General features: G+C 52.5%; 24 protein-coding genes and 1 riboswitch. Of the genes, 8 read left to right on the top strand and 16 right to left on the bottom strand.

The genetic code is table 11. The features are described from left to right. Positions 1-64: 64 nt before the first annotated feature. Both CCE92_RS07285 and CCE92_RS07290 read right to left on the bottom strand, forming a co-directional pair. On the bottom strand, positions 65-1,144 hold the full coding sequence (locus tag CCE92_RS07285) for a M42 family metallopeptidase (RefSeq protein ID WP_088006886.1): 1,080 nt from the start codon (positions 1,142-1,144) through the stop codon (positions 65-67). 22 nt (positions 1,145-1,166) lie between these two features. Continuing rightward, entirely contained in the window at positions 1,167-2,801 is a 1,635-nt protein-coding gene (locus CCE92_RS07290) for an ABC transporter substrate-binding protein (protein WP_088006864.1), read from the bottom strand. Positions 2,802-3,029: 228 nt separating this feature from the next. On the opposite strand from CCE92_RS07290, the gene CCE92_RS07295 reads away from it, so the two are divergent. Both CCE92_RS07295 and CCE92_RS07300 read left to right on the top strand, forming a co-directional pair. Continuing rightward, positions 3,030-3,398 carry a hypothetical protein gene (locus CCE92_RS07295; protein ID WP_088006865.1) on the top strand — a complete coding sequence of 123 codons (369 nt, stop codon included), beginning with the start codon at positions 3,030-3,032 and terminating at the stop codon, positions 3,396-3,398. A 140-nt stretch (positions 3,399-3,538) separates the two neighbouring features. Next, positions 3,539-4,156, top strand: coding sequence for a LysE/ArgO family amino acid transporter (locus CCE92_RS07300; RefSeq protein WP_088006866.1), 618 nt, complete (start codon positions 3,539-3,541; stop codon positions 4,154-4,156). Positions 4,157-4,368: 212 nt separating this feature from the next. On the opposite strand, the gene CCE92_RS07305 is transcribed toward CCE92_RS07300, so the two are convergent. Beyond that, positions 4,369-4,605, bottom strand: coding sequence for a hypothetical protein (locus tag CCE92_RS07305; RefSeq protein WP_088006867.1), 237 nt, complete (start codon positions 4,603-4,605; stop codon positions 4,369-4,371). A 275-nt stretch (positions 4,606-4,880) separates the two neighbouring features. Beyond that, a riboswitch (TPP riboswitch) is annotated at positions 4,881-4,986 on the top strand. A 94-nt stretch (positions 4,987-5,080) separates the two neighbouring features. Here CCE92_RS07305 and CCE92_RS07310 point away from each other — a divergent pair. From CCE92_RS07310 to CCE92_RS07325, 4 genes are read left to right on the top strand one after another with little or no spacing between them, the layout of a single operon-like run. Next, positions 5,081-5,671 (top strand): YkoF family thiamine/hydroxymethylpyrimidine-binding protein, encoded by a 591-nt coding sequence (locus tag CCE92_RS07310; protein ID WP_088006868.1) that lies wholly within the window; start codon positions 5,081-5,083, stop codon positions 5,669-5,671. Position 5,672: 1 nt separating this feature from the next. Further along, positions 5,673-6,254, top strand: a complete 582-nt coding sequence (locus CCE92_RS07315; RefSeq protein WP_088006869.1) for an ECF transporter S component — start codon at positions 5,673-5,675, stop codon at positions 6,252-6,254. Further along, on the top strand, positions 6,247-7,677 hold the full coding sequence (locus tag CCE92_RS07320; protein ID WP_088006870.1) for an ABC transporter ATP-binding protein: 1,431 nt from the start codon (positions 6,247-6,249) through the stop codon (positions 7,675-7,677). The genes CCE92_RS07315 and CCE92_RS07320 overlap by 8 nt, the downstream gene beginning before the upstream one ends. Beyond that, positions 7,658-8,413, top strand: a complete 756-nt coding sequence (locus CCE92_RS07325; protein WP_088006871.1) for an energy-coupling factor transporter transmembrane component T family protein — start codon at positions 7,658-7,660, stop codon at positions 8,411-8,413. Before CCE92_RS07320 ends, CCE92_RS07325 begins: the two co-directional genes overlap by 20 nt. 227 nt (positions 8,414-8,640) lie before the next feature. Here CCE92_RS07325 and CCE92_RS07330 read toward each other — a convergent pair whose 3' ends face one another. Continuing rightward, the gene (locus CCE92_RS07330; protein ID WP_088006872.1) at positions 8,641-9,318 is read right to left on the bottom strand and encodes a response regulator transcription factor; all 678 of its coding nucleotides are present in this window, start codon (positions 9,316-9,318) and stop codon (positions 8,641-8,643) included. After that, the gene (locus CCE92_RS07335; protein WP_088006873.1) at positions 9,290-10,696 is read right to left on the bottom strand and encodes a sensor histidine kinase; all 1,407 of its coding nucleotides are present in this window, start codon (positions 10,694-10,696) and stop codon (positions 9,290-9,292) included. The genes CCE92_RS07330 and CCE92_RS07335 overlap by 29 nt, the downstream gene beginning before the upstream one ends. 150 nt (positions 10,697-10,846) lie before the next feature. On the opposite strand from CCE92_RS07335, the gene CCE92_RS07340 reads away from it, so the two are divergent. Continuing rightward, a complete protein-coding gene (locus tag CCE92_RS07340) occupies positions 10,847-12,325 on the top strand; it encodes a UDP-N-acetylmuramoyl-L-alanyl-D-glutamate--2,6-diaminopimelate ligase (RefSeq protein ID WP_088006874.1) in 1,479 nt (492 codons plus the stop codon). 51 nt (positions 12,326-12,376) lie between these two features. On the opposite strand, the gene CCE92_RS07345 is transcribed toward CCE92_RS07340, so the two are convergent. Beyond that, complete coding sequence (locus CCE92_RS07345) at positions 12,377-13,006, bottom strand: YdhK family protein (protein ID WP_088006875.1); 630 nt, start codon at positions 13,004-13,006, stop codon at positions 12,377-12,379. 187 nt (positions 13,007-13,193) lie between these two features. Beyond that, positions 13,194-13,649: a DUF305 domain-containing protein gene (locus CCE92_RS07350; RefSeq protein ID WP_088006876.1), complete on the bottom strand. Its 456-nt coding sequence runs from the start codon at positions 13,647-13,649 to the stop codon at positions 13,194-13,196. A gap of 194 nt (positions 13,650-13,843) precedes the next feature. Between CCE92_RS07350 and CCE92_RS07355 the strand changes: the two genes are divergently transcribed. Continuing rightward, entirely contained in the window at positions 13,844-14,596 is a 753-nt protein-coding gene (locus tag CCE92_RS07355) for a class I SAM-dependent methyltransferase (protein WP_088006877.1), read from the top strand. 338 nt (positions 14,597-14,934) lie between these two features. Here CCE92_RS07355 and CCE92_RS07360 read toward each other — a convergent pair whose 3' ends face one another. The 9 genes from CCE92_RS07360 to CCE92_RS07400 form a co-directional block, all read right to left on the bottom strand. Further along, positions 14,935-15,534, bottom strand: coding sequence for a CadD family cadmium resistance transporter (locus CCE92_RS07360; RefSeq protein WP_241535913.1), 600 nt, complete (start codon positions 15,532-15,534; stop codon positions 14,935-14,937). Between the two features lie 192 nt (positions 15,535-15,726). Then, positions 15,727-15,900, bottom strand: a complete 174-nt coding sequence (locus tag CCE92_RS07365) for a Fe3+ hydroxamate ABC transporter substrate-binding protein (protein WP_420913229.1) — start codon at positions 15,898-15,900, stop codon at positions 15,727-15,729. 200 nt (positions 15,901-16,100) lie between these two features. Next, the gene (locus CCE92_RS07370; RefSeq protein WP_088006880.1) at positions 16,101-17,480 is read right to left on the bottom strand and encodes an SLC13 family permease; all 1,380 of its coding nucleotides are present in this window, start codon (positions 17,478-17,480) and stop codon (positions 16,101-16,103) included. A 105-nt stretch (positions 17,481-17,585) separates the two neighbouring features. Beyond that, positions 17,586-19,085, bottom strand: coding sequence for an FAD-dependent tricarballylate dehydrogenase TcuA (gene tcuA, locus CCE92_RS07375; RefSeq protein ID WP_088006887.1), 1,500 nt, complete (start codon positions 19,083-19,085; stop codon positions 17,586-17,588). Positions 19,086-19,121: 36 nt separating this feature from the next. After that, on the bottom strand, positions 19,122-20,618 hold the full coding sequence (locus tag CCE92_RS07380; protein WP_088006881.1) for a tripartite tricarboxylate transporter permease: 1,497 nt from the start codon (positions 20,616-20,618) through the stop codon (positions 19,122-19,124). 12 nt (positions 20,619-20,630) lie between these two features. Further along, positions 20,631-21,080: a tripartite tricarboxylate transporter TctB family protein gene (locus tag CCE92_RS07385; RefSeq protein ID WP_088006882.1), complete on the bottom strand. Its 450-nt coding sequence runs from the start codon at positions 21,078-21,080 to the stop codon at positions 20,631-20,633. A gap of 35 nt (positions 21,081-21,115) precedes the next feature. Then, a complete protein-coding gene (locus CCE92_RS07390; RefSeq protein ID WP_088006883.1) occupies positions 21,116-22,090 on the bottom strand; it encodes a tripartite tricarboxylate transporter substrate binding protein in 975 nt (324 codons plus the stop codon). Between the two features lie 187 nt (positions 22,091-22,277). Continuing rightward, positions 22,278-22,970: a response regulator gene (locus CCE92_RS07395; protein WP_088006884.1), complete on the bottom strand. Its 693-nt coding sequence runs from the start codon at positions 22,968-22,970 to the stop codon at positions 22,278-22,280. Next, positions 22,967-24,604 (bottom strand): sensor histidine kinase, encoded by a 1,638-nt coding sequence (locus CCE92_RS07400; protein WP_162287828.1) that lies wholly within the window; start codon positions 24,602-24,604, stop codon positions 22,967-22,969. Before CCE92_RS07400 ends, CCE92_RS07395 begins: the two co-directional genes overlap by 4 nt. Between the last annotated feature and the right edge of the window lie 420 nt (positions 24,605-25,024).

Consider the following 25,024-nt stretch of genomic DNA (forward strand, 5'->3'; position numbering starts at 1 on the left):
TTTTTGCGGAACACCTATGCCAAGCCCTTAATAGAAAAAAGCAGGCCGAAGCCTGCTTTTTCGTCTACGTATCCAAAAAGGTTTTATTTTTCAACTCCGCTGAATGACAAATAAATTCTTTCGCCAGCTTCAGACTGTTGTCCAAATCATCCAGATCCACGATTTCAATCGGCGAATGCGTATATCGGGAAGGGATGGAAATGACGCCGGACGGCACACCGGAAGCGGACATATGAATAGCGCCGGCATCCGTGCCGATCCCCATAAAGATTTCAGGCTGATAAGGGATATTCTGCTGAATGGCCACCTTTTCCAGAAGCTGCACGACAAGCGGATGAGCAATCAGTGACTTATCCGCAATTTTCACGCACGGGCCAGCACCGAGAGACCGGGTACCGGTCATAAGAACATCGTACGTGTCGCTTGTGGGTGTAGTGTCAATGGCCAGCGCGAAATCCGGACGGATATCGGAAGACAGGACCGAAGCTCCCCGTAGTCCGACTTCCTCCTGTACCGTAAAGGCGAAATATATATCCCCGTGCCGGCACTCAGACTGCTCTTTCAAACGGTTGAGGAGCTGAATGAGAAGTGCAGATCCTGCCCGGTCATCCAGCCCCTTACCGGCGACTCGGCCGCGCTTGCCCCCTCCGAGCAGTTTAAGTTCGCTGCCATAGCTCGCGGGCTGTCCGATTGCCACGCCCATTCCTTTCACTTCTTCTTCCGAACTGGCTCCGATGTCGATATAGAGGTCACGGTGGGAAGCGATCCTCTTCGGATCATCCCACTTTACATAGTGAGCCGAGATTGTACCGATGACACCTTCTACATAACCCTTCGATCCTTTGATTTTGACGGGCTGTGCCAAGAGAATCCGATTATCGAAACCGCCCACCAGTTCGAAGCGGAGGGTGCCGTTCGGTTCGATTTTTTTAATAATAAACCCGATTTCATCCGAGTGGGCTGCCAGCAGGATCGAAGGCATTGATTCGTCAGTCGCATCCAGCTTAGCAATCAGATTGCCCAGTCCATCCACTTCCGTTTTATCCGCTTTTTCTTTCACTTCATTTAAGATAAAACGCTGGACGTCCTGTTCAAACCCGCTGGGTCCTACCAGCCCGCATACTTCTTTCAACAGTGAAAACATCCGTGTCACCTCGCGCCCTCATTCATTTTGCTAAATAAACATCAGCCATTACGTCAATGCTCATCGGGTGAGCTTCAAAACCTTTTACATAATCAGCTTTTGCGAGCGGTGGAGTGGTATATGCCAGCATGATCCATGGAACATCTTTGTGGAACACTTCCTGCGCTTGCTTGTACAATTCAATTCGTTTATCCTGATCGATTGTCTCGCGCGCTTCAGTGATCAGGGATGTGAATTCATCGCTGTCATAGAAAGCGACATTCTGAGCAGGTTTGACGATATTCGTCTGGCTGAGATTTGGATAAAGGAAATTGTCAGGGTCTGCCATGACACCTGTCCAGCCGTAGAAGGCCATATCGTGTGCTCCGTTGCTCGTATCATCCAAGTACGTTGCCCACTCCATCGTAATAATTTCTGCTTCCACTCCTATTTCAGCGAAGTCGGACTGTACCGCTTCGGCGATCTTCATCGGTTCCGGCAAGTAAGGGCGGGGATTGTTCATCGTATAGAGAGTAATCTTGAGTCCATCCTCGTATCCGGCTTCTGCCAAAAGCTTTTTCGCCTGCTCCGGATCATATTCATAGCCTTCGATTGACTCGTTGAATCCCCACAGTGACGGCGGAATCGGATTGGTCGCCACATCGGCAAGGCCGTAGAAGAACGCATCAACAATCGCCTCTTTATCGATCGCCATATTCAATGCCTTTCTGACACGCACATCATCAAAAGGCTCTTTTTGTGTATTGAAAGCGATATAGCTGATATTAAAGCTCGGCCGCTTAATCAATTCCAGTCCTTCCGCTTCTTTGACGACAGAGACGTCTCCCATATTCAAGCCTTCCATCATATCGATTTCGCCAGCCATCAGAGAAGACAGCCGTGCGGAATTGTCCGGGATCACCCGGTAGATAATCCGATCCAGGTAAGGCTCCTCTTCCACCCAGTAATCCGGATTCTTCACAAGGGTAATGGAATTATTTCTGCTCCATTCCTCGAACATGAACGGACCCGTGCCGACTGGATGTTCACCAATGTCTGTCCCGTATTTCTCAATAGCCGCCGGGCTCGCGATTCCGAACATAGAAATTGCCAAATAGCTCAGGAACGGGGCTGTTTTACGTTTTAGTTTGATCTCAAGCTCGTGCTCGCCTGTCGCTTTAACAGATTCGATTAAATGATCTTCGTCACCCTTAAAACCGCCATAAAGAAACGGGTAGTAGGCGAAATCGCCGACATGGTACGGGTTTTCAGGATCCATCCACCGTTCAAAGTTGAACACGACTGCTTCAGCGTTAAAATCAGTGCCATCATGGAACTTGACGCCTTCACGAAGCTGGAACGTCCAAGTTAAACCGTCTTCACTCGACTCCCACTCGGTTGCCAGTTTCGGTTGCAATTCCAAATTCTCGTCATACTCCAGTAACGTTTCAAAAATACTGTGGGTCACCCGGATGGATTCACCATCCGTTACGTTGATCGGATCCAAGCTGACTGAATCCGCCCCTCTTCCATAAACGAGTGTACCGCCATACTTTTCTTCCTCCGTCAATTCTTCACCGCTCACTGCGCTGCCCGCTTCCTCGCTGCTGGAACACGCCGCGAGCAGAAGCACGAATGAAAGCAGCATATAGAAGAATCGGTTCATTTTTTTCTCCATTAATTCGCCCTCCTAAATATCAATGTTAATAAGTATAATTAAACATGAATGTTTATTCAATGACTTTTGAATAAATTAAATATTAAGTAGAAAATACCCACTGGCTTTCATACTAAAGGAGTGCACAAGGAAAAAATCGGCAACCCCGTAAAAGTAACGTCTTACTAACGAAACGATTCTCAGCAGGTCCCGTCTTATGAGGAAATAAAACAAAATAGGAGGAATAACATGAGGAAGCGGATGGCGTTATGGGCTTTCGGTCTGCTGGCTGTCCTTCTTTTATTCAGCTGGCAGATCCAGACAACGGATATTGGATATGTGGTTGAAGTCGAATCAGCGCGCACCGACGCTGAAAATGGGGCCACATTCGTTATCAGCCGGGATCTGATAGGCGGTGGCCCGGAAAAATTGGCGGCTCCTCTAGACAGAGAGCTGTTTCATCGGGGCACTTATTACACCATTCCTTGGCTTAACCGTCTGACCGGCACCGAATTTGAAACAGGGGATCTTGTAAAAGTCTATTATACCGGCAATATGGCAGCTTCGGCTCCGGGACAAGTCGATGGCACGAACTTGATTTTGAAGCTGGAGGACTGAAAAGGAAACCTCTAAAATGGACACCACGAGAGACTTTCCCAGACTTTTAAATGATTTACCGACGCCCGGTCAAAATTAACCAAAGACAGCCGGGGAGTTTTCCTTTATCCTGAACAGGAGTACGTCAGGAGGAGAACACCATGGACCCATTGCTCCACGGAATTGTACTGGCGTTCGGCCTCATTTTGCCGTTGGGGGTCCAGAACGTCTTCGTATTCAATCAGGGGGCGACCCATCCGGCATTCACGCGGGCATTGCCCGCCATCACGACCGCCGCGATTTGCGACACCCTGCTCATTTCCTTGGCCGTCACCGGTGTCTCGGTGGTCGTCTTTACTTTCGACTGGCTGAGAACCGCTCTGTTCGTCGCGGGCTTTTTGTTTTTGACGTACATGGGGTGGGCGATGTGGCGGACGGCTCCCGAAACGGAAACAATCCGGGAGACCAGCCGCCTGTCGGCAAAACAGCAGATCCTGTTCGCGGCATCCGTTTCGCTGCTGAATCCCCATGCCATCATGGACACCATCGGAGTGATCGGCACCAGCTCACTCGTCTACAGCGGTGAAGAGAAATGGATGTTCACAGCGGCGGTGATCGGCGTGTCCTGGATCTGGTTTTTATCCCTCGCAGCCGTCGGAAGGAAAGTCGGCCAGTTCGATACGGGCGGCAAGCTTCTGAAACGGATCAACCAGTTGTCCGCACTGATCGTCTGGGCGATGGCTCTGTTCATTTTATCCCAACTTTTTACATACCAATAAATTCAAAAACCATCTCAGCTAGTATGGTGACTTCCTAGCAAATCCGGCTATGAACCATACGAGCTGTTTTTTATTTCCAGCCGTTCGGCTTCACATGATGATCTGCTTGTCTAAACCACCTCAACATAATCAAGGACGAAAAAGACTGCCACGGAAAGCCGGTTTGCAAGGGTATTCTTTTCCCACTAAAAAACCCCCCTTCGGTAAGGGGGTTATTGAATGAGCTGATATTGACCCAGAAGAGTGAGGATCCATCCGGCAGCTTCTGAGGGATTGTTGAACACCCGCACTTCGCCGGTCGGAAGGGTCGTCACTTTCAAAGCGGACTTATCCGGAACACCCGCGACAGTAACCAGCGGAACGTCTTCCTTGCTGAACGTCTGTATGATATTCGAACTGTTGAATCGAATCATCGTTCTGACAGTTTCTTGAACAAATTGTTCCGTCATTTTGTCAATCCCCTTCCATCAATAGAAAGTGAACAACTAATCGGGTCGATTTTTCACTTGGTCTGATTTCAATTTACCACCGTCTTTAATGAAAAAAGCCGTTTTAACTAAACTGATACAGAAACGAAAAGCTCCTCACAATCATCGCTATCAGTTGTAAAAAAAGACATGAAAAAAGACTTACAGGAAGTCAGCACCGGTTTACATCCGTTTGCTTCTCCGGTACACTGAAGATGCCGGAAACGTCCGGTACATGACAAAAACTGCATACCGTTTTTCTGCACTGGGGGTGCCCACTTTGGCTGAGATGCGAGCGCGAGCTCCGATCCCTTATGACTCGATCCGGATAATACCGGCGTGAGGAAGTGCAGTGACGTTCCGTACACTTCTTTTGTTTCGTTTGCTATGGATACGTGGCTGCATCTTCGCGGATGCGGCTTTTTTTCATGGAATCAAACACAAGGAGGAATTCAACATGGAACAACAGCACTGCGGCACAAGCCCGATCGTGGGCTTCCGGTTCTCGCTTCATCCGATGAGCGACCGGTTTATCGACATCATCAAAGGAGCTCTTCACGAAACGGATACATCCCAGGTCTGGATGCACACCGACGATGTCTCGACCGTCATCCGCGGCAAGCAGCCGCACGTCTTCAATGTCGCCAAAGCCCTTACGCTCCATTCGGCCAAAACCGGTGAACATGTGGCATTGTCCGGCACTTTTTCCGCCGGCTGTCCGGGTGACACGGAAGGCGATGTGTATTTGGAAGCGGACGATGAGCTCCAGAACAGAGACGACCGGAACCAATACGTCTCTTCCCAGTTCGCGCTCTACCCGATGAACAATCCGGATTACATGGCCATCATTTACCGGGAAGTCGACCGGGCAAAAGCGCGCGGTGTCTTCAACGACTCGATGCATTACGCAAGCGGCATCCATGGCGACATCCATGACGTCTTCGCCTTTTACGAAGAGGCGTTCACACATGCCCGCTCGAGCCAGTTCCCGCACCTTGTCATGACGGTTTCGATGAGCCTCAATAGCCCATCCCACGGAGGCGAGTGACATGCTGAAATCCTGGAAACTGAAAGAAATCATCTTGATGAGTGTCTTCGCCGCTGTGTTCGGTGTGGTGTATCTGTTATTTGTCCACATCGGGAACATCTGGGCCGGGTTCATCGGCCCGATCGCTTACGAGTGGATTTTTGGCATCTGGTTCATTGTCTCGATTTTGTGCGCATACATCATCCGGAAACCCGGAGCGGCCCTTTTGTCAGAAACGATGGCAGCGGCAGTGGAAGTCATGCTGGGCAACGCGATCGGCCCGCGGCTCATCTTGTCCGGCATCGTCCAGGGACTCGGCGCAGAAGCGGTGTTCGCAGCGACCGGCTATAAGCGGTATCAGGCATGGGTGCTGATGCTGGCCGGTGCCGGGTCGGCCGTCTTCAGTTTTGGCTACGGTTACTTGCTGTCGGGTTATGCGGCACTGGATCCATCGTTTGTGGCGCTCATGTTCATACTGCGGGTACTGAGCGGGGCACTGATCGCCGGACTCGGCGGCAAGTATTTGGCGGACGGTCTGCTGTTATCCGGCTCCCTCCGCGGCTATGCCATTTCGCATAATAAAAAAGGTGATGCCCATGTGTGAACCGGTCATTTCCCTTGAAAACGTTTCGTTCCGCTTTCCGGATAAGGAGCGGAATACGCTGCAAAATCTGTCTTTTGAGGTCCGTTCCGGTGAGCGGGTCGTCATCAGCGGTGTGAGCGGATCAGGCAAAAGCTCGCTTTTGTATTTGCTGAACCGGCTGTACCCCGAAAACTGCGACGGGGTTCTTACGGGAAACATCCGGCTGTTCGGAAAACCGGCTGCAGCGTACACACCGGGCGAAATATGCAAAAAGACAGCGACTGTACTGCAGGATCCCGATGCGCAATTTTGCATGCCGACTGTCGAGCAGGAATTGGCGTTCACGCTGGAAAACCTGGAAATTGGCTGGACAGAAATGGAGGCGATCATCCGTGATTCGCTTGAATTAACCGGACTGACTCCATTTCGGCATGCCGTCATTCAGACGCTGTCCGGCGGCATGAAACAGCGGGTCGCCTTAGCCTGTGCGATTGCCATGCAGCCGGAGGTGCTCGTGCTGGATGAGCCGATCGCCCATCTCGATCCGCATAGCGCCTCAGCCTTTATTCGCTTGCTCGATGAGCTGCAGAAAACGCGCGGCTGGACCGTGATTGTCGTGGAGCACCGGCTGGAGTTGTGGGAAGGGTTCTTTGAACGGGAACTCGTCCTCGACCGAAACGGGGCATTGCAGGCGGACCGGCCGTTCACCGCTCCCTCCGCCCCGCCGTTTCCGTCAAAACAGACCCGGGCGTTTGAGGAAACCGCATTGAACATGCAGAACGTATCGGTTTCCATCAACGGAACGCGCATACTCCGGGAAATTTCGTTCACTGCGGCGGCGGGAGAAATCATCGTGATTGCCGGCCCGAATGGCAGCGGGAAATCCACGCTGCTAAAAGTCTTGTGCGGAATCGTTCCGATCGACACCGGCGAATTGGCAGAGGTTGCCGCCGGCTACGTGCCGCAGTCCCCGGAGTACTTGTTCATGACGCAGCGGGTGGCGGATGAACTGGCTTATTCCGGATTGTCCACTGCTGAGGAAATTCAAAACTCTGCCCGCCGGCTCGGACTTCTATCCATCTGGGATTCTCATCCGTTCGCTGTCAGTCACGGGCAGAAGCGCCGGGTGGCGACCGGTGCGATGATCGCCGACAAACGCCAAGTTCTCCTAATGGACGAGCCGGCAGCTGGACAGGATGCGGAAGCTCTTCTGGAGCTGGCGGCACTCGTCACGGAACAGGCCAAATCCGGCATGGCTGTCGTCATTGTAACGCATGACATGGCCTTCGCTGCAGCGGTCGCGGATTCAGTCCTGCTCATGAAGGACGGCCGATTGTCCCGGAAGTTTCGGCCGGCAACGCTATGGCATGAGCCGGACGTATTAAATGCGTATCACCTGGTATCACCGGAAGGAGCGGCTCATCGTGCAGCGCATTTTGCATGACATGAACCCGGCGGTGAAACTGGCCGCCGTTACCGGTTCAGTTCTCGTCCTGGCGTTATTTTTCAATCCGTGGACGCCGCTGTTCTTTTTTATCGGCACCTTGATGATCCAAGCATGTTTCAGCCGGATTTCCTGGAAACGGTATGTATTTTTCATGCTGCCGTTTGTGATCACCGCTGCCGGCTATTTGTGGACGACCGTCGTATTCGCGGCGGAGACGGAAGGCCCGGTTATCTGGAGCTGGGCCGGCTTTGACGTGACGGCCGAACAGTGGAGCCGCGCGCTGTCGCTTGCCTTCCGGGTGCTCGCTTTTTCATCGGTATCTCTGCTGTTTGCGTTCACGACGGATCCGGTGAAGTTCGCGCTCAGTCTGATGCAGCAGCTGAAACTTTCGCCAAAACTCGCTTACAGTATGCTCGTCGGGTATCAGTTCCTGCCGCTGCTCCGTGAGGAATTCACGCACATCCGGCAGGCACAGCGGCTCCGCGGAGCGGGAACAGAAACGGGGCTGCTGCACCGCGTCCGCAATATCCGCCGCGTGCTGCTGCCCATGCTGTCAGGGGCGGTCCGGAAAGCGGAACGGACGGCCTTCGCCATGGAAGCGCGGGGGTTCACGGGTGAACCCCGGACCGTGTTCTTCGAGCCGGTTCCGCTCACCCGGATCGATGCGGCAATGGGCATGCTGTTTGCCGCTCTGCTTCTGTTAAGCAGTATCTGCGGTGTAGCTCTCGCCTGATGGTTATCCAGCAAGAGGTTCAGCGCGTCCACAGCAACTTTGAGGCCGCTTCCATCCACTACAAGCTTATCGAACCGGGACCGAAACCGAAGGACAAACTTCCATCGTCAAATTCAAAGTCTGCCGCAGCCGGATAAATTATGTGGGAAACTTGCCGGAATGCTGCTTAATACCGCATTTGAAAGAAACCGCCTGAAGGCGAGGAATCCCTCGCCTTCAGGCGGTCTTTATGTCGATTCGTTCATCCATTTGTATCCGACTCCCCAAACCGTTGTAAAATGCCGGTCAATCGGGAAACCGGCCAGTCTCACTTTCTCGCGCATGTTCCGTACGTGAGAATCCACAGTCCGCCCTTCCGTCTCGGAATCATAGCCCCATACCTGTTCCAGCAGCTGGTCCCGGCTGAATACTTTCCCGGGATGCTTCATCAGCAGTCCCAGCAGCTGGAATTCTTTTGGCGTCAGCCTGATCATCTGTCCGGCATAACTCAGCTCGAACCGCTCTTCGTTCCAGACCAGACCATCCGTATCAACGACGTTTTTGGGACCTGCCCGCCTGAGAAGCGCTTCCATCCTGGCCAGCAGTTCTTCTTCATCAAACGGCTTTGTGATGTAATCATCCGCCCCGAGCTTCAGCCCTTTCACCGTATCCTGCCGCTGATCCCGGGCCGTCAGCATGATCACCGGCACATCCGATAGCCGCCGGATTTCCCGGCACAGCTCCCAGCCATCCATTCCCGGCATCATTACATCCAGCAGCACCAAGTCGAATTTATTCTGTGACAGCACATCCAGCGCTGCATCTGCATTCGATACTTTTGTGCACTGGTATCCATATGGCTCCAGATATAGCGCCAGCAGATCCAGCATCCGTTTCTCATCGTCTACCAGCAGTACGTTCCTCATCGTTTCCCCCTCTTTCCAGATGAATCCGCACAGTCGTTCCCTTTCCCAGTGTACTTTCCACAGAAACCTTCCCGTTGTGGGCGTCAATAATTTCTTTTGCCACTGCAAGTCCGAGACCTGAACCGCCGTTTTGCCTCGATCTCGATTTGTCAGCCCGATACAGCCGGTCGAATACATAGGGAACGTCTTCAGCAGGGATCCCTTCTCCGTCATCCGTGATCCGGATATCGATTCCGTCCTTGTATTCCGCCGCGACTGTTACATGCCCATCAGCCGGCGTATGCTTAAGTGCGTTATCCAGAATGTTCAACAGCACTTGCTGAAACCGTTTTGCATCCACAAAAGCTGAAAGTCCCGGCTGGCAATCCACTTCAATCCGGATCCCTTTTTGATCAAATCTCGATCTCACTAACTCCGTCACTGAGCGAATCAAACCGCACAATTCCGTTTCCTGCCGGTCAATGGCAAATTCATGCTGATCCATTTGCGCCAATTCAAATAAATTCCGGACCAGTCCGGTCAGATGTATGGCCTCTTCCCGGATGATATTCATGTAAGTGGCTGTATCCGCTGCTGTTGTGCCGGGACGGCTGGCTATATCGATATACCCCTTGATATAGGTGAGCGGTGTTCGAAGTTCGTGCGCGATACTCGCCAGAAATTCGTTCCGTTCATTTTTCAATCGATTTAAATCTGCTGATAATGTCGTGATGGCTCCAGCCAGCTCACCGAGTTCATCGTGACGCCGCGTGTCCAGTTCAACGGTTGTTTTTTCGCTGGTGAGCTGCTGCGTCGCTTTCTTTATTTTGATCAGCGGCCTCGTGATAAGCCGCGACAGCAGCATAATCGCAATAATGGTTGCCATTATGGTAATCAGCCCGATCAGCAGAAACTGGTCACGCAGATAGTCGACGACTTCCCGGATGCTGGCTGATTCCGCAAACATAAAGACATGCCCTTCATGCCGGCCATCAATCGTGATGGGGCTGTCCGTGGCAATATAACGGCTTTTTTGCCAATCATCTTCAACGACACTGCCCGTTTCAGAAAACCGATTGAAATCGGTATGGCTGATGGTCTCCAGCATCTCAGGCGTCACCTGGTCGGAATAGGTAAGGACACGGCCACCCGCATCCGTAACGATCACTGTGAAATCAGAGGCGGATTCCATGACGCTGACATGCTGCAGTGTCTGCTCCGTAAAATGTTCTTCAAGCACTTCGCTATGCGTATTGCCGCGGGCGAGCAGATTCGCCATTACCTCATCAATCCGTTCGTCCGCCAGATTGACGTACAAGACGAAGTATAGCAGGACTTCAATACAGAAAATAAATACAAAAAACAGCAACCCAACTTTGACAGATAATTTTTTCAGCATATTCGACCTCTTTGAATCTCGGATTTTCTTGCATTCCTCTGCTTCTGCTGTATTTCTTTTTGATTACAAAAAAGGAAATTGCACAATTTCTCGATATGGAATCTGTAAAATAAACAGAATGAGTTTACGTACAAAGGAGTTAATCGATCGATGCGTTTGAAAGACATTCTTCATCAAGTGGATACTGTGAATTCCGTGCCGCCTGATACAGCCAAGACTCTTATTAACGGCATAACAGATCGTTCTTCAGAAGCAGAAGCGGGCTTCCTGTTTGTAGCGGTAAAGGGCTTCAGTGAAGACGGACATGATTACATCCAATCCGCAATTGACCACGGAGCAGGTGCAGTCGTTGGAGAAAGAGAAGACCTTGTTCTGTCCGTTCCCTATATCCAAGTGCAGAACAGCAGAAAGGCCTTAGGGCTGATTGCAAAGAACTTTTACGGCAATCCTTCCAGACATAAGACCGTGATCGGCGTAACCGGCACGAACGGAAAAACGACGACAAGCTTTTTGCTGAAACATCTGTTTGAGAGCAGCGGGATGTCCTGTGCTCTGATCGGCACTATTCAACATGTCGTCAACGGTGAAGTGATCCCCAGCGGGAATACGACACCCAACGCATTAGCGATCCATCGGCTGCTAGCCAAAAGTCAAGATGCAGTCGTTGTCATGGAGGTTTCCTCCCATGGAATCGATCAGTATCGGATTGAAGGCATTGAATTTGATTGCTGCTTATTCACCAATCTCCACCGGGAACATCTCGATTATCATGGAACGATGGAAGAGTACTTTTTGAAAAAAGCAGCGTTATTCCGTCAGTTGAAAGACGATGGAACCGCAGTACTGAACACCGACAATTGCTGGGGGGAGAGATTGGCCGCTGACCTGAAGCAAAAAGGGAAAACGGTCGTGACAGTCGGATCAAGTACCGGGAACGATATTTTTCTGAAAGACTTTCAGGTCAAAGACTCCAGAATGACTGTAGACGAACAGAGTGTGAAGACGTCTGTTCCCTCTCCGATGATCGGTATCCACAATCTTTATAATACTGCAATGGCGTACGCAACAGCGAAGCAGGCTGGGGTTTCCACACAGCAAATACTTGATGCACTGTTGACCTTCAAAGGAGTCAGCGGCCGGTTCGAAATGCTGAAAATGCCCAATGGCGCGACAGCCGTCATTGATTATGCCCATACAGCTGATGCCCTCCACTACTGTTTATCTACCGCGAAAAGCCAGAGCCCCTATAAGCTGATTCACGTCTTTGGCTTCAGAGGAGACCGGGACCCGAGTAAACGGCCGGATATGCTGCAGGTTTCAACGAAAATCAGCGATTGTTATGTTTTAACTTTCGATGATTTGAATTCCGTTTCCCCGGCAGACATGACAGAGGCGCTGAAGCACTTGAACAATTCTTATGGAAATAAAAAAGGGGTGGTTATACCGGACCGCAGTTTGGCGATTCAGCATGCCATAGAAATCAGCGGTGAAGGTGACTGGATCGTCATTACGGGGAAAGGCAACGAACTCTACAAGCAACAAGTTCAATTGAGGACAGTTTCCGATAAGGATACAGTCCAGTTCATTGCTGAAAAACAGAATAACTGGAATACAAAAGAGCTCAACTGAAGTCAGATGAGCTCTTTTTCTGTAAATGGCCGTCCGCCAATCAGCTGGTATTTATTCAGCCGACAGTTCATCTCCCGTCACCCACATATGGTTGGCCACGACTTCGCCTGACGCTGTTACATAATCAATTGTATAAACCGTAGTCTCCTCCGCTGTATCAATGGTCGCGGTGGCGCCTTCCATTCCTTCCATATGGTCAGCGGTCACCACCACTTCCGTTCCGGGTTCCAGTGGCTCTTCACCCGGGTCTTCGAGTTCTTCATGGATCACCCATTTATGGCCATCAACGGTTTCTCCACTTTCCGTCGTGTAGGAGATGGAATAAACAACTGTATCATACGCACCGGATACGGTTGCCTCAACACCCTGCATGCCCGGCATATGATCCGCTTCAACGATGACTTGGCTTCCCACTTCGAAAGTCGGATTCTCTGCCACCCGCAGTCCTTCCGGCACCTCTCCTGAACCGGCGTGTTCCATTCCTTCGTGTGCCCCTTCTGCCATCCCCATTTCTTCATGGGAGCCTTCGCCCATATCCATTCCTTCATGGGATCCCTCTGCCATTTCCATTTCTTCAGATTCCGGAGAAATTTCCGGCTCCGCTCCGGTATCTGAACAAGCCGCCAAGGTCAAGGCAAATGCGGCCGAAGCCACTCCCAATTGCACTTTACGATTCACCATACTAATCCCTCTTTCCTGATGTCCTGCCCTCAATATACGGAAACTTCATGCAGTTGCTGTGCAGAAATCATGACAGTTTCCCGAAAAAGTTTTTACGAAAGTGACAGAACGGAAAGACAGTTCATGTTGTCGGAAACCGTTTAATAATTATTGGAATAGATGATAAGAATAATTTCGGCCGGTTTACTCAATCCTCTTCTTCTTCAAGATCGTCGATCAACTTCTTCATCTCTTCAATTTCCCTGCGTTGCGCTTTTATGATCTCCTGTGCCAGCTGCTCCACGCGCGGGTCTGTAATTTCTGCGCGTTCACTGGTTAGAATGGCAATGGAATGATGGGGAATCATCGCCTGCATGTAGTCCACGTCATCAATGGTTTCCTGGCTGCGGGCAAGCCAGAACGGCACGATAATCAAAAGAGCGCTGACAGCATAAATAGCGATGTTCAATTTCTTGTTCTTGTACATATGCTGCATGAACGCCAGCATGACAATTGCCATGACACCACCCATATAAATAGCCATGTATGTCCGCATTTCACTGAAGAAAATATGGTCCCAACGGTACACAGTGGAATACATGAGCCCGTACATAATCAGAGTGGCCGTCAAGACCATTAAGATGAAACGCACGTACATCTTCATTAAGCATCTTCCTTTCTAATATCGTTACCATCTTTTTCCCCTTTTCTTTTCCATACTAACGACTAAATGGAAATTCCATAGAAACTGCATATTTTAAGGATATTTGCAGTCTTCTTCTTTTTAAGCAGCAAAAAATATTTTGGCAGGAGTCAGCTCTTTTTTCGAGAATCTAACTAGTGAATGGAGGCAGGAAAATGAAGACGGAAATGTTGATACAGAATCAAAAGAGTTGGAATACGGTCGCTGACCATTTTAACGGCATCGATGCTTTACCCAGCTTCGGACCTTTCACCCAAACGGACGAAGAGCTGCATCTATTTGAGGCCATACAAGATAAAAAGGTGCTGGACATCGGATGTGGCAGCGGCCACTCCTTAGCCTATATGAAAGCTCAAGGAGCTGCAGAATTGTGGGGCATCGATTTTTCCGAGAAACAAATCGATACCGCGAAAATAACCTTAAAAGGAGTGCAGGCAAACTTGCACTGTGCAGCCATGGAAGAGGATATCAATCTTCCCCAGGGTTATTTCGACATTGTCTACTCTATTTACGCCATTGGATGGACGACCGATTTGGAAAGCACCTTCAACTTGATTTATTCCTATTTAAAGCCCGGCGGTTATTTTCTGTTCAGTTGGGACCATCCGCTTTATGCCCATCTGCAAAGTGAGAATGGACTTCTTTCCCTTAAAGGCTCTTATCAGGAAGAAGGCATGACGCGCTATGAGAACTTTAAAGGGGAAGATGCACCGGTTGTCATTCCACAACGGAAGTTCAGTACTTATTTGAATTCATTAATTCAATCTGGTTTTACGATTGAAGAAGTCGTCGAGTCGGATGTTCCAATTCAGCTGAAGAACATGGAACCGGAAATATCCGACCGCTATTATTCACTTTACAAAGCGCAGAAGTTTCCTACAACGATGATTATTAAAGCAAGAAAATGAATATGTATATACACGAGAGGAAAAGCAGTGCTGATTTGCATTGCTTTTCCTCTTATTTGTTTTGCTGCTGCTTCTAAAAAGTTTCGATATGAAGTTATTTCCTAATAAGTTTTAATTCCTTTATAAGTCTGCTGCTTTTAGTAATATTTGAAGTTTTTAGAGCTCTTTTTTATCTGAACTGTTTTAAACTCGGTTACCCTTTTCAATTTTTCTTCTGATGTACAGAATGGTGAATTTTTCGATTTCTCTTGCCAACATTACAAAGGAGGTTCCAAACCACTTTACGGACGTCCTCCCCTTTATAATCACATTCACTAAAAACGGTTCATCCCCCACCCTTAACCAACCAGCGCCATGATCAGCTCGAATGTTCCGCTTTCATTCAAAATCATCAGACCGAGCCCGATGAACACGACGGGGACGATGATCCGTCCGTACTTTTCGATCGTGATGGATACCGCGCCGATTGCCGCGAGCTTGTAGCTGAGCCAGCAGAGCGCAGCGGTCAGCCCGTAAAAAATGACGAGCACGGTGACCAGTTCCTCTCCTTCGAGTGCCGTGAAGTACGGAATGTAGACGCCGAGGTTATCTCCGCCTGCTGCGAGCAACAGGATCATCACGCCGACCGCGACATTCCGGAAGCGCCCGACCGATTCGAGCACTTCCTCCTCGTCCTTCTCTTCTTTTTTATTGAGCAGCACACTGAACCCCAGGTAAATCGGGATCAGCCCGAGAAAGCCGATCCACCGCCGCGGGATGAACGCGAGCCCGTAAACGGCGAGCAAGCTGACTGCCACCAGCACGGTCAGCCCCGCATACTGGCCGATCACGATATCCCGCGCCCTGCCCTTTTTCAGCTGCGCGAACAGGATGACCAGGATGAAAATGTAGTCGATGCTAGTGGCAATAAAAGCGGAAACCGCGGACACAATGACCATCAGCACCACCACCCCCTCCTCTCCCAAAATTCCGTTGTCCTGTATGTACCCGGTCTGATGGAGGACATTCTTGTTTCACCCAAGGATTGCCTTATATTGTGAAAAACCAAGGAAACAGAAGAAGGGTCAGTGCAGTCAATGCCACAAATAAAAGAAAGACGGCCGGCAAGCGAAGAACCGGAACTCCATGGGTCACTCCGGTTTATCCGTAAAACAGTCTTCACAAACGAACTTGCCTTCATTCCGCAGAAACGCTTTGATCTCGGTGAAGCCTTTGCGCTCCGGGTAGCGCATTTTAACATAGACCGTATCGTTCCCTTTTATCTCCCGGCTGCATACCATGCACTGCGGTTTTTCCCACAGCATGGCCATCACCTCCTGTCATGATTGATTGTTTATACGGAATACTTACCGGAAAGTTCCATTCGGCTATACCGGAAGAAATAAAGGGAGCCGATCGGATGATGGAATGGACAGGAGCGGCCGGACTGTGCCGCGATGGCGAAGGACGGCTGCAGCCGCTCAGGCGCTAAAAAAGCTCCCCTGCGAAGGAGAGCTTTCCGCGATCACAGTCCGAAAACGATCCGCCAATAGAAGCCAGCCGTCAAGCTGACGATGGCGACCCAGGCGGCCAGCGCGAATCCGCCGATTTTCAGCAGATCCTTTTCAGTAAAGTGGTTATAAGAATAAGCGATCAGATGGACCGGCGATTGGGTGATGAACAGGAACCCCGGAACGCCGGCCAGGAACACCGCCATCGTGACGAGCGCCGGGGAAAGGCCGTCCAGCGCCTGCCCGAGTGTGAGCCCGAGCGGCAGGATGATGGTCAGCAGGCCGAGCACATTGACGAAAATCAGCCGGATGGCGGCGGTCAGGCAGATCAGCAGGACGAGGATGACGAACGGCTCATCCAGCGGCAGGGTATGCAGCAGGAAGTCGGCCGCGACTCCAATCGTCCCGGTCTCCACCAGCATGCCCGAGACCATGATGGTCGCCGCGAAGAACAGCAGCATATCCCAATCGATCGATTTGCGCGCTTCTTCCCATTTCCAGATGCCGATGCCCGGCATGACGGTCAGTGCCGCTCCGAGCAAGCCCGTCAGCGGAATCGAAATATCATGGATCTGCTGGGTGCTCCACAGAAGCAGGACGAAGCCGATGATGAGCAGGACTTTTTTCTCCGGCCGGCTCAGCTTCCCCATATCGGCCGCTTCATCGTCCATCACGCGCAGGAGCGCCTGCTGATCGATTCTTTCAGCGGGAAAGACAGCGAGTGACAACACGCCGAGCAGCAGGGCGAAAACGAGGATGGGCGGGAAAAACAGCAGCAGCCATTTCAAATAACTCAGCCCGTCGACATTCTCGTTGAGGATGCCGAACGTGTAGATGGTGGAACTGGCTCCTGTCGCAACCAGCGCCCCTGAGATCGACACGATGTAGGCGATGCCGATAAAGAGGCTTTTCCCGAGGTTTTGTGCATCGGTGATTTTCTTGATGCTTCCGAGAAGGCTATCGAAGACGGAAGCGACCAGGCTCCCTTTTCCGACATTCGACGGAATCATCAGGGACAGCAGGAACATGAGCACGTACGACATGAAGACGAGCCCCTTCCCCGATCCTCTCGACAACCGCAGGACCGCCAGGGAGATCCGTCTCGCCAAGCCCGTGCTGATGAACGAGGCCGAAATGATGAACGTCGAAAACAACAGCCAGACGATGTCGGTGCCGATATAGCTGAGCGTCTCCTCATAGGAAAAGAAGTGGAATGACAAGATCAGGATGAGGATGATCGAACTTTGGGCAAGCGGGAACACCCGCCCGATCCACAAAATCTGGATGATGATCAGCGTGGCGAACGCCTTCATCTCGATGGAAGCCCCTGTGTAGTCCGGGAGGACCAGCAAGTACAGGATGGATGCGACTGTGATGAGTATGGTGTTCTTCATTTTGCAGGACCCCTTCGGACGACTTGAAATTCGGGTGCGGCCCGGTTGCTCCGGCCCAATAAGAAAGCCACCAATCGCTTGGTGGCTTTCCCGGAACGCTGAAGTTTACTTGCTTACGGCATTTGTCACTTCATTGCTGTACCGGCCGGCTGATGTTCCCGCAATCTTTCCGAATACGGCTCCTGACATCAGTCCTGAACCACCCGGGTAGTTATGATAGAAAATCCCGCCGATCATTTCGCCGGCGGCAAAGAGCCCTTCGATCGGTTTCCCTGATCCGTCAAGCACATGGCCATCCGTATCCGCATGGATGCCGCCGAACGCGAACGTGATGCCGCATGTCACCGGATAAGCATAGAACGGGCCTTCTTCGACCGTGTTCGCCCAGTTCGTCTTCGGCGGCACGATGCCTGTCGTCCCTTTGCCGTCCTTGACGGAAGGATTGAACTCCCCTTCCTGGACACTCCGGTTGTATTCCTCGATCGTGCGCAGGAAGTTTTCCTTGTCGACATCCAGCTGATCGACGAGCGCTTCGAGCGTATCCGCTTCGTAAGCCGTCGCTTCCTCGAGATTGTACTCTTCACGAAGAAGCGGACGCACTTTCGAGTCGAAAATCTGATACGCCACGTGACCCGGCTGCTTCAGGATTTCTTTGCCGTACTTCGCGTACGTGTAGTTGCGGAAGTCCGCGCCTTCATCGACGAACCGTTCGCCGTTTTTGTTCAGCATGATGCTGAGCGGGTACGAATGCTTTTTGTAAATGTCGCCCGGCTTGTTGAAATCGCCCACTTTCGGCGCATTGTAATCCGTCCCGATGGCGTGGCAGCCGGACCACTGGCCATACTTCTGCGCCCCGACGGCAAGCGCCATGTCGATGCCGCCGCCGGTGTTGTATTCCGTGCCGCGCACGATCGCCGCATCCCATTCGTCGCCGATATGCTGCCGGCGCTGCTGGTTGTTCGCTTCAAAGCTGCCGCAGGCGAGGATGACGCCCGCGCTCTTGATCCGGGTCTGTTCACCGTTGATCTCCGCCGCCACGCCGGTCACTTTCCCGTCTTCAGTGATCAGTTCCGTGGCATTCGCATTGTAGATGACCTCGATGCCGCGCTCTTCCGCTTTTTGGAATAAAGAACGCATCAGGCCGATGCCTTTTTCTTTCGTCTTCAGCGGCAGGCCGCCCCAGAAATGGCGTTTGCCGTCCTCGACGAATGACTGGTTGCCTTTATTGAGTTCGAATTCGACGCCTTGCTCGCGCATCCACAGGATGGTCTCGAGCGATTTGCCGACGAGCGTGCCGGCGAGTTCCGGGTCGCTCTCTTCTTGCGTCACCCGCATCATATCGCCGTAGAAGTCCTCGTTTTTGTACTCCGGCATCACGGTGTTCGCCGCTTCCTCATCGGAAAGCGACGGGATGATTTTCCGGATGTTGTCCAAGTTGCCGTATGCAGCCCGGATCGCACCGTCCGTAAAGAAGGAGTTGCCGCCTTTTTTCTCTTTCGGTGCCCGTTCAAGCACAGCCACTCTGCTTCCTTGTTCACTCGCAGCGATCGCGGCGCACAGCGCCGCGTTCCCTGCTCCGACGACAACCACATCGTATGAGCTTATCGATTCTTTATTCACCGCTAAATTTCATCCTTTCTGTCAGTCGGCAGCCGGTCCGGCTCCCCGCAGTTTTTTGAACGACTTGATAATGAGCGGATAAAACAGGGACAGCACGGTCAGGACTACGAGGACCACCGCGATCGTGGAGCCGAAGAAAATGCCGAACCCGCCGTTGGAAGCCGCAAGCGACATCCGGAAGTTCTGTTCCATGTCCCCGCCGACGATGATCGCCAGGATCAGCGGCGCGATCGGGAAGTCCAAAATTTTCAGCAGCAGTCCGAAGTAGCCGAAAATGAGCAGGAAGAAGAAATCGATCGTGCTGTAGCCGAGCGTGTACGTTCCGATGAATGCCAGCATGACGATGATCGGATACAGGACTTTCGCCGGCGTATCCAGGATTTTGACCAGCAGTCCCACGAGCAGGATGTTGATGATGATCAGCGCGATGTTCCCGATGAACATGCTGTTGATGAGCGTCCATACCATTCCCGGATCGTTTTCGAATAAAAGCGGTCCCGGTCGGATGCCGAGCATGATGAGCGCCCCCAGCATGACCGCGGTTGTTCCGGATCCCGGAATCCCCATCGTCAGCAGCGGGATCAGCGCGCCGACGGAAGCGGCGTTGTTCGCCGATTCAGGCGCAGCCAGTCCTTCAGGCGCCCCTTTCCCGAACTCGTCAGGCTTTCTGGAAATCTGTTTTTCGGTCGTGTAGCTGAGCATGGAAGCGATGGAGCCGCCTGCGCCCGGCAGAACGCCGATGATGAAGCCGAGCGGCCCGCTCCGCAGAATCGGCCATTTCGACCGCTTCCATTGATCTTTCGTGAACCAGATCTTGCCGACTTTCTTTTTCTCTTTTTTCTCTTCGTCGATGTTCAGGTAATTGAACAGCACTTCGCCCACTGCGTAAATGCCGATGATGACAATCAGGAAATCCAGCCCTTCGCTCAAGTGCGGGATGCCGAATGTGAATCGGTACACGCCTGTCTGCGTGTCGATGCCGATCGTGCTGAGCAAGAGTCCGAGCGACATGGCGATGAGGCCTTTCACCATCCGGCCGACCGAAAGGGAAATGATCGCCGACAGCGTCAGCAGCATCAGCAGAAAATATTCAGCGGGTCCGAATTTCAGTGCAAAACTGGAAAGCGGCGCCGCGAGCGCGATGAATCCGATGGTGGCGATGATGCCGCCAATGAACGATGCGACAGCGGATAGGGCCATCGCCTGCCCTGCCAATCCCCGCTGCGCCATCGGGTAGCCGTCGAATGTCGCTGCGATCGCCGACCCGTCACCCGGTGTATTCAGCAAGATCGAGCTTCTGGAACCGCCGTACATAGCGCCGTAGTAGATGGCCGCCATGAGGATGAGAGCGCTGGTGGCGTCCATGCCGAATGTCACCGGGATCAGGACCGCTACCGCTGTAGCCGGTCCCAAGCCCGGAAGCATTCCGACGATCGTCCCCAGAAAGCCGCCGACAATGATCCAGAAAATGTTGATCGGCTGCAGCGAGGTTAGAAGTCCTTCTAAAAATGCATCCATTGCGATAACCTCCTAAGGCAGACTTACGCCGAGCAGTTCACTGAAGGCGTACCAGGATACGAATGAAAAAGTGATGGTGACAATGATGTTCGTGATCCATTTCCGGCGGCCGTTCACGATGAACAGAAGCGCGCCAAGGAACAGGATGGTGGAAAACAGGAATCCGACCGTTTCAAAAATCAGCGCGTATCCGATTCCCAGTGCGATGGTCGCGCCGATGAGCAGCGGTGTCCGCCCGCTCAGCATTTCCCTGATCTGCTCGTTGTCTTCGTGTGCCCGTCTCAGTTCCTGGAACAGGTAAATCACACTGAAGACGAGCAGGAGAACCGAGACGCCCATCGGGAAATAAAGCGGCGCATCCGGGTTGCCGAGCTTCGCTTTCGGCAAGTTGTACGTTCCGAGCAGAAACACGATACTCAGCACCACCAAAAACACCGGCATCCCCATTTTGATTATTTTCATAGTTGCTCTCCTCCCGTCATCAGGTGGTCACAGAATTACTGGCCGAGCCCTGAATCTTCCACGAGTCCTTCGTAAAGCTCTGTCTGCTCCGCGAAGAATTCGGCTGTTTCCGCGCTGTCTTTATAGAAACTGTCCCAGTCGTTGTTTTCGAGCAGTTTCGCCCACTGTTCCGTCTCTACGAGCGCGCCGATTTTTTCATCCCAATAAGCGATTTCCTCTTCCGTCATATCCGGCGGTCCCATGACGCCTCTCCAGTGCGGGAATTCGACCGGAATGCCCTGTTCCACGTACGTCGGCACGTCTTCGATATCCGGCAGCCGTTCCGGTGAGGAAATGGCGATAATTTTAACGTCGCCGGCAAGGTGCTGGTCCTTCACTTCCGACAGGGAAGTCGTGACCGCGTCGACATGTCCGCCGAGAAGGGCCGTCAGCACGTCACCGCCGCCTTCGTACACGAGGAAGTTCAATTTTTTCGGATCGACACCGAATTCACGCGCCGCCTGGACGAATGACAAGTGGTCATCGTTGCCGAGCGCCGGACCGACACCGATTTTCACAGCGGACGGATCGTCCTTGATTTTCTGCATCAGTTCTTCCACATCGTCGATTTCCGAATCTGCCGGAACGGCAACCGACTGCCACTCGGTCGCAAGCGTCGCGAGCGGTGTGAAATCCTCGTACGTGAGCTCGCTTGTCCCGAGGAGGTTGTTGGTGATCAGCAAGCTCGAATTGACTGCCAGCGTATGGGCATCCTGTTCGCTGAGGTACTGCCAGCCGACTTCTCCGCCGCCGCCGGGTTTATTCGTCACCGTAATATCCTCTTCCACCAGTTCGTTATCTTCCAGCACTTTCTGCAGTGAACGCGCGGTCAAGTCCCATCCGCCGCCCGGTGAAGCAGGTGCGACAATTTCAATCGGTTCCGTCGGGAATGTTTCCCCTTCACCGCTCGCTTCTTCAGAACACGCAGCAAGGGCAAGGGCAGAGGCAGCAAGCAACCAAATTTTCTTCATTATTTTCCACTCCTTCTGTTTTTTCGCCGATTCCGGCTCGTTTAAGACTGAACTCATCATAAACGCGGATTATTCTGAATGTAAACGTTTACAATTTTAATAGTTTTATGTTTTTTGCGGCCATTTTGTTCATTAACGCCACTTTTTTTGCACATAAAAAAACAGCACCGGAAGCAGTGCTGCTTTTTCAGCGGTTCGCCGGGAAGTATTTCCGTTCGGGGCGCCCGACGATCCCGTAGACGCTTTCCGCTTTCGCCATCCCCTGGCCGACCAGGTATTCCAAGTACCGCCTGGCCGTCGTCCGGGATGCCCCGAGCTGCTGGCCCACATTATCCGATGTCAGCCCGTCCGCGTTCTCCCGGATCAGCTCCATGACTTTTTCGAGCGTGATGGCGTTGATGCCCGTCGGCAGGTCCTGCTGCTGGATCTTCACGCCTTCCGCTGCTGCCGCCGTCTGGTTGAACAGCTCCATGATCTTCTCGCGGGCGATTTCCTCGCCGCCTTCCAGCAGCCGCCTTTTTTCCTTGTACTGCCCGATCACCTGCTTGAACTGATCGATCTGAACCGGTTTGATCAAGTAATAAAACACGCCATAGTTCATCGCTTTCCGGATGAATTCCTTCTCCTGCGCCGCGGTGATCATGATGATGTCCACTTCCGGATGTTTCAGCCGGATCTCATGGAGCAGGTCGGAGCCGAGCCGGTCCGGCATGAAGACATCCAGCAGCAGGAGGTCCACCTGTCCCGTTTCCAGAAGTTCCAGCGTCTCTGCGGCATTCATCGCCTTGCCGGCCACTGTGATGCCGTCGATCTCATTTAAAAATGCCTCGTGTATTTGAGCGACCCGGAAGTCGTCTTCAGAAATAGCTGCACGGATCATGCAGAATCCCCCTCCTCTGTTCCGTTTTCAGTTCTCTTTTTCGGCACGTAGACGGTGAAGGTCGTCCCTTCACCCGCTTCACTTTCCACTTCGATCAGGCCGCCGATCGCCTGCAGTTCCCGCTCCACGTTGAACAGCCCGTATCCCCGGTCTGTGCCTTTTGTGGAGTAGCCTTTCGAGAAGACTTCCGGAAGCAGTTCCGGCGCGATGCCGGCGCCGGTGTCCGTCACTTCGAATACGATGTCGTTCCCGATATCCGTCGAAAAAAACGAGACTTCCCCTGCCGGCTGCTGCTTGGCCGCATCGAACGCGTTGTCGATCAGATTGCCGAGAATCGTCAATAGCGGCATCAGATCCAGCGCATGCGGCAGCGGCTGCAGCGAGCTCTCGGCGCTCACCCGGAATTTCACTTTCTGCTCGGAGGCCTTCGCGGCTTTCCCGAGCAGGATCGCCTGCACTTTCTCATCCTTGATGTTCGATAAAATGACGTTCGCCTGGACCTGGTGGCCGGCGGATTCTTCGTTGATGAAGCCGATCGCTTCTTCCGTCTTCCCGAGCTGCAGGAGGCCCAGCAGCACATAAAGCTTGTTTTTGAACTCGTGCGTCTGCGCCCGGAGATCTTCCGAATACTGTTTGACTTCCGTCAGCGTGGCCGCCATCTCCCGGACATCCGTCTTATCCCGGATAGTGAACAGCGTCCCCGTCTTTTCACCGTCCGCGATGATCGGCTCCGAGTGGAGGACGAGCGACTGGCCGCTGTACACGAGTTCGGTCGTGCTTTTCTCTTTGAGTTCATGGAATGAATCATAGACACTGCCGGGCGGCAAAACGTCCGCCAGCGGTTTCCCTTTGACCCACTCCCGGATATTCAGCATCTTCTTGGCGGCTTTGTTGATCGCGGTGATCCGCTCCTCTTCATCGACGCCGATCAGGCCGTCCCGGATAGACTGGAACAGCGCCGTCCGGTTCCGATAAAGCGACGCGATCTCCCTCGGTTCAAGCCCGAGCGTATCCCGGCGGATATCCGCAGCCAGCAGCCAGCTGCCCAGGATACCGAACAGCAGGGCGATGGCGGCCGATGTCAGGATCACTTTCGTCCCGGTCAGGATGCTGCTGAAAACCGTCCGCATCTCGAAGACGACTGACACGAACCCTTCCACTTTCTTGTATCCTCCATAGTCGACGTAAATCGGCGCCACACCTGCCAGCAGAAGGTCGGCACCGTCGCCGATCGACGACACGTAACTGTTCCCGAAAATGAGCGCGCTGTTCTCTTCCGCTGTGCCGGCCAGCCGCTGGAGGACCCGATCCGGCCCGTCTTCGATGACCGGTTCCTCCCTGCCACTGACGACGATGCCCGTCGCATCGATATCCTGCCGGATGCTGCCGATGATCCAAGCGGTCTCTTCCCTTCTGTCCCCTGTCGTCAGCGTTTCCTGGACAGTCGGCATATACGAGAGCGCCTTCGCCGTCTGGGCAGCGATCTGTTCCGCTTCATCGATTTCATCCTGGTAAGCGAAATAAATGAAGATCGACGTCAGCACGGCCACAATGATCAAAATCAGCGCGATGACCAGCCCGAGAATTTTCAATTGCATCGAAACTTGGGGAAAACGTTTTCTTTCTTTTGTCATGATGGCGTCCCGGATTGTCCTTTCTATACCGACGGATCGCTGCATGCAAAGCCATGCGGAGACCCGCTGTCACTTTTCAAATTTGTTCCAGCCGGTAGTGCCGGCGGCTTCTTTTTCCGTCGGACAGCCGGACAGAAAATTCTGTCGCTGACTGTCTGTGAATTAGTTTAGCACTTCACAGCGGGTTTGGGGTTCTGTTTTTTAATATTTTTTTGCGCCGGGCATCCCGGCAGCGAACAAAAAAACTGCCCGGCGCGTCATGGAAATGACGCTTCGGGCAGCTTTCTATCCTGGTTCCAGTTTTTCCGGCTCCAGCTGCAGCAGGCAGGCTTTCACACTCGGGTGCCGGAGGCGACCGTGCCGGCACCGCTCCCCTCTTTCTTCATCATCGCAGCCATACCCGCACCCATGAGGAACAGG

The organism is Indiicoccus explosivorum (assembly GCF_002167005.1).
Lineage (GTDB): Bacteria > Bacillota > Bacilli > Bacillales_A > Planococcaceae > Indiicoccus > Indiicoccus explosivorum.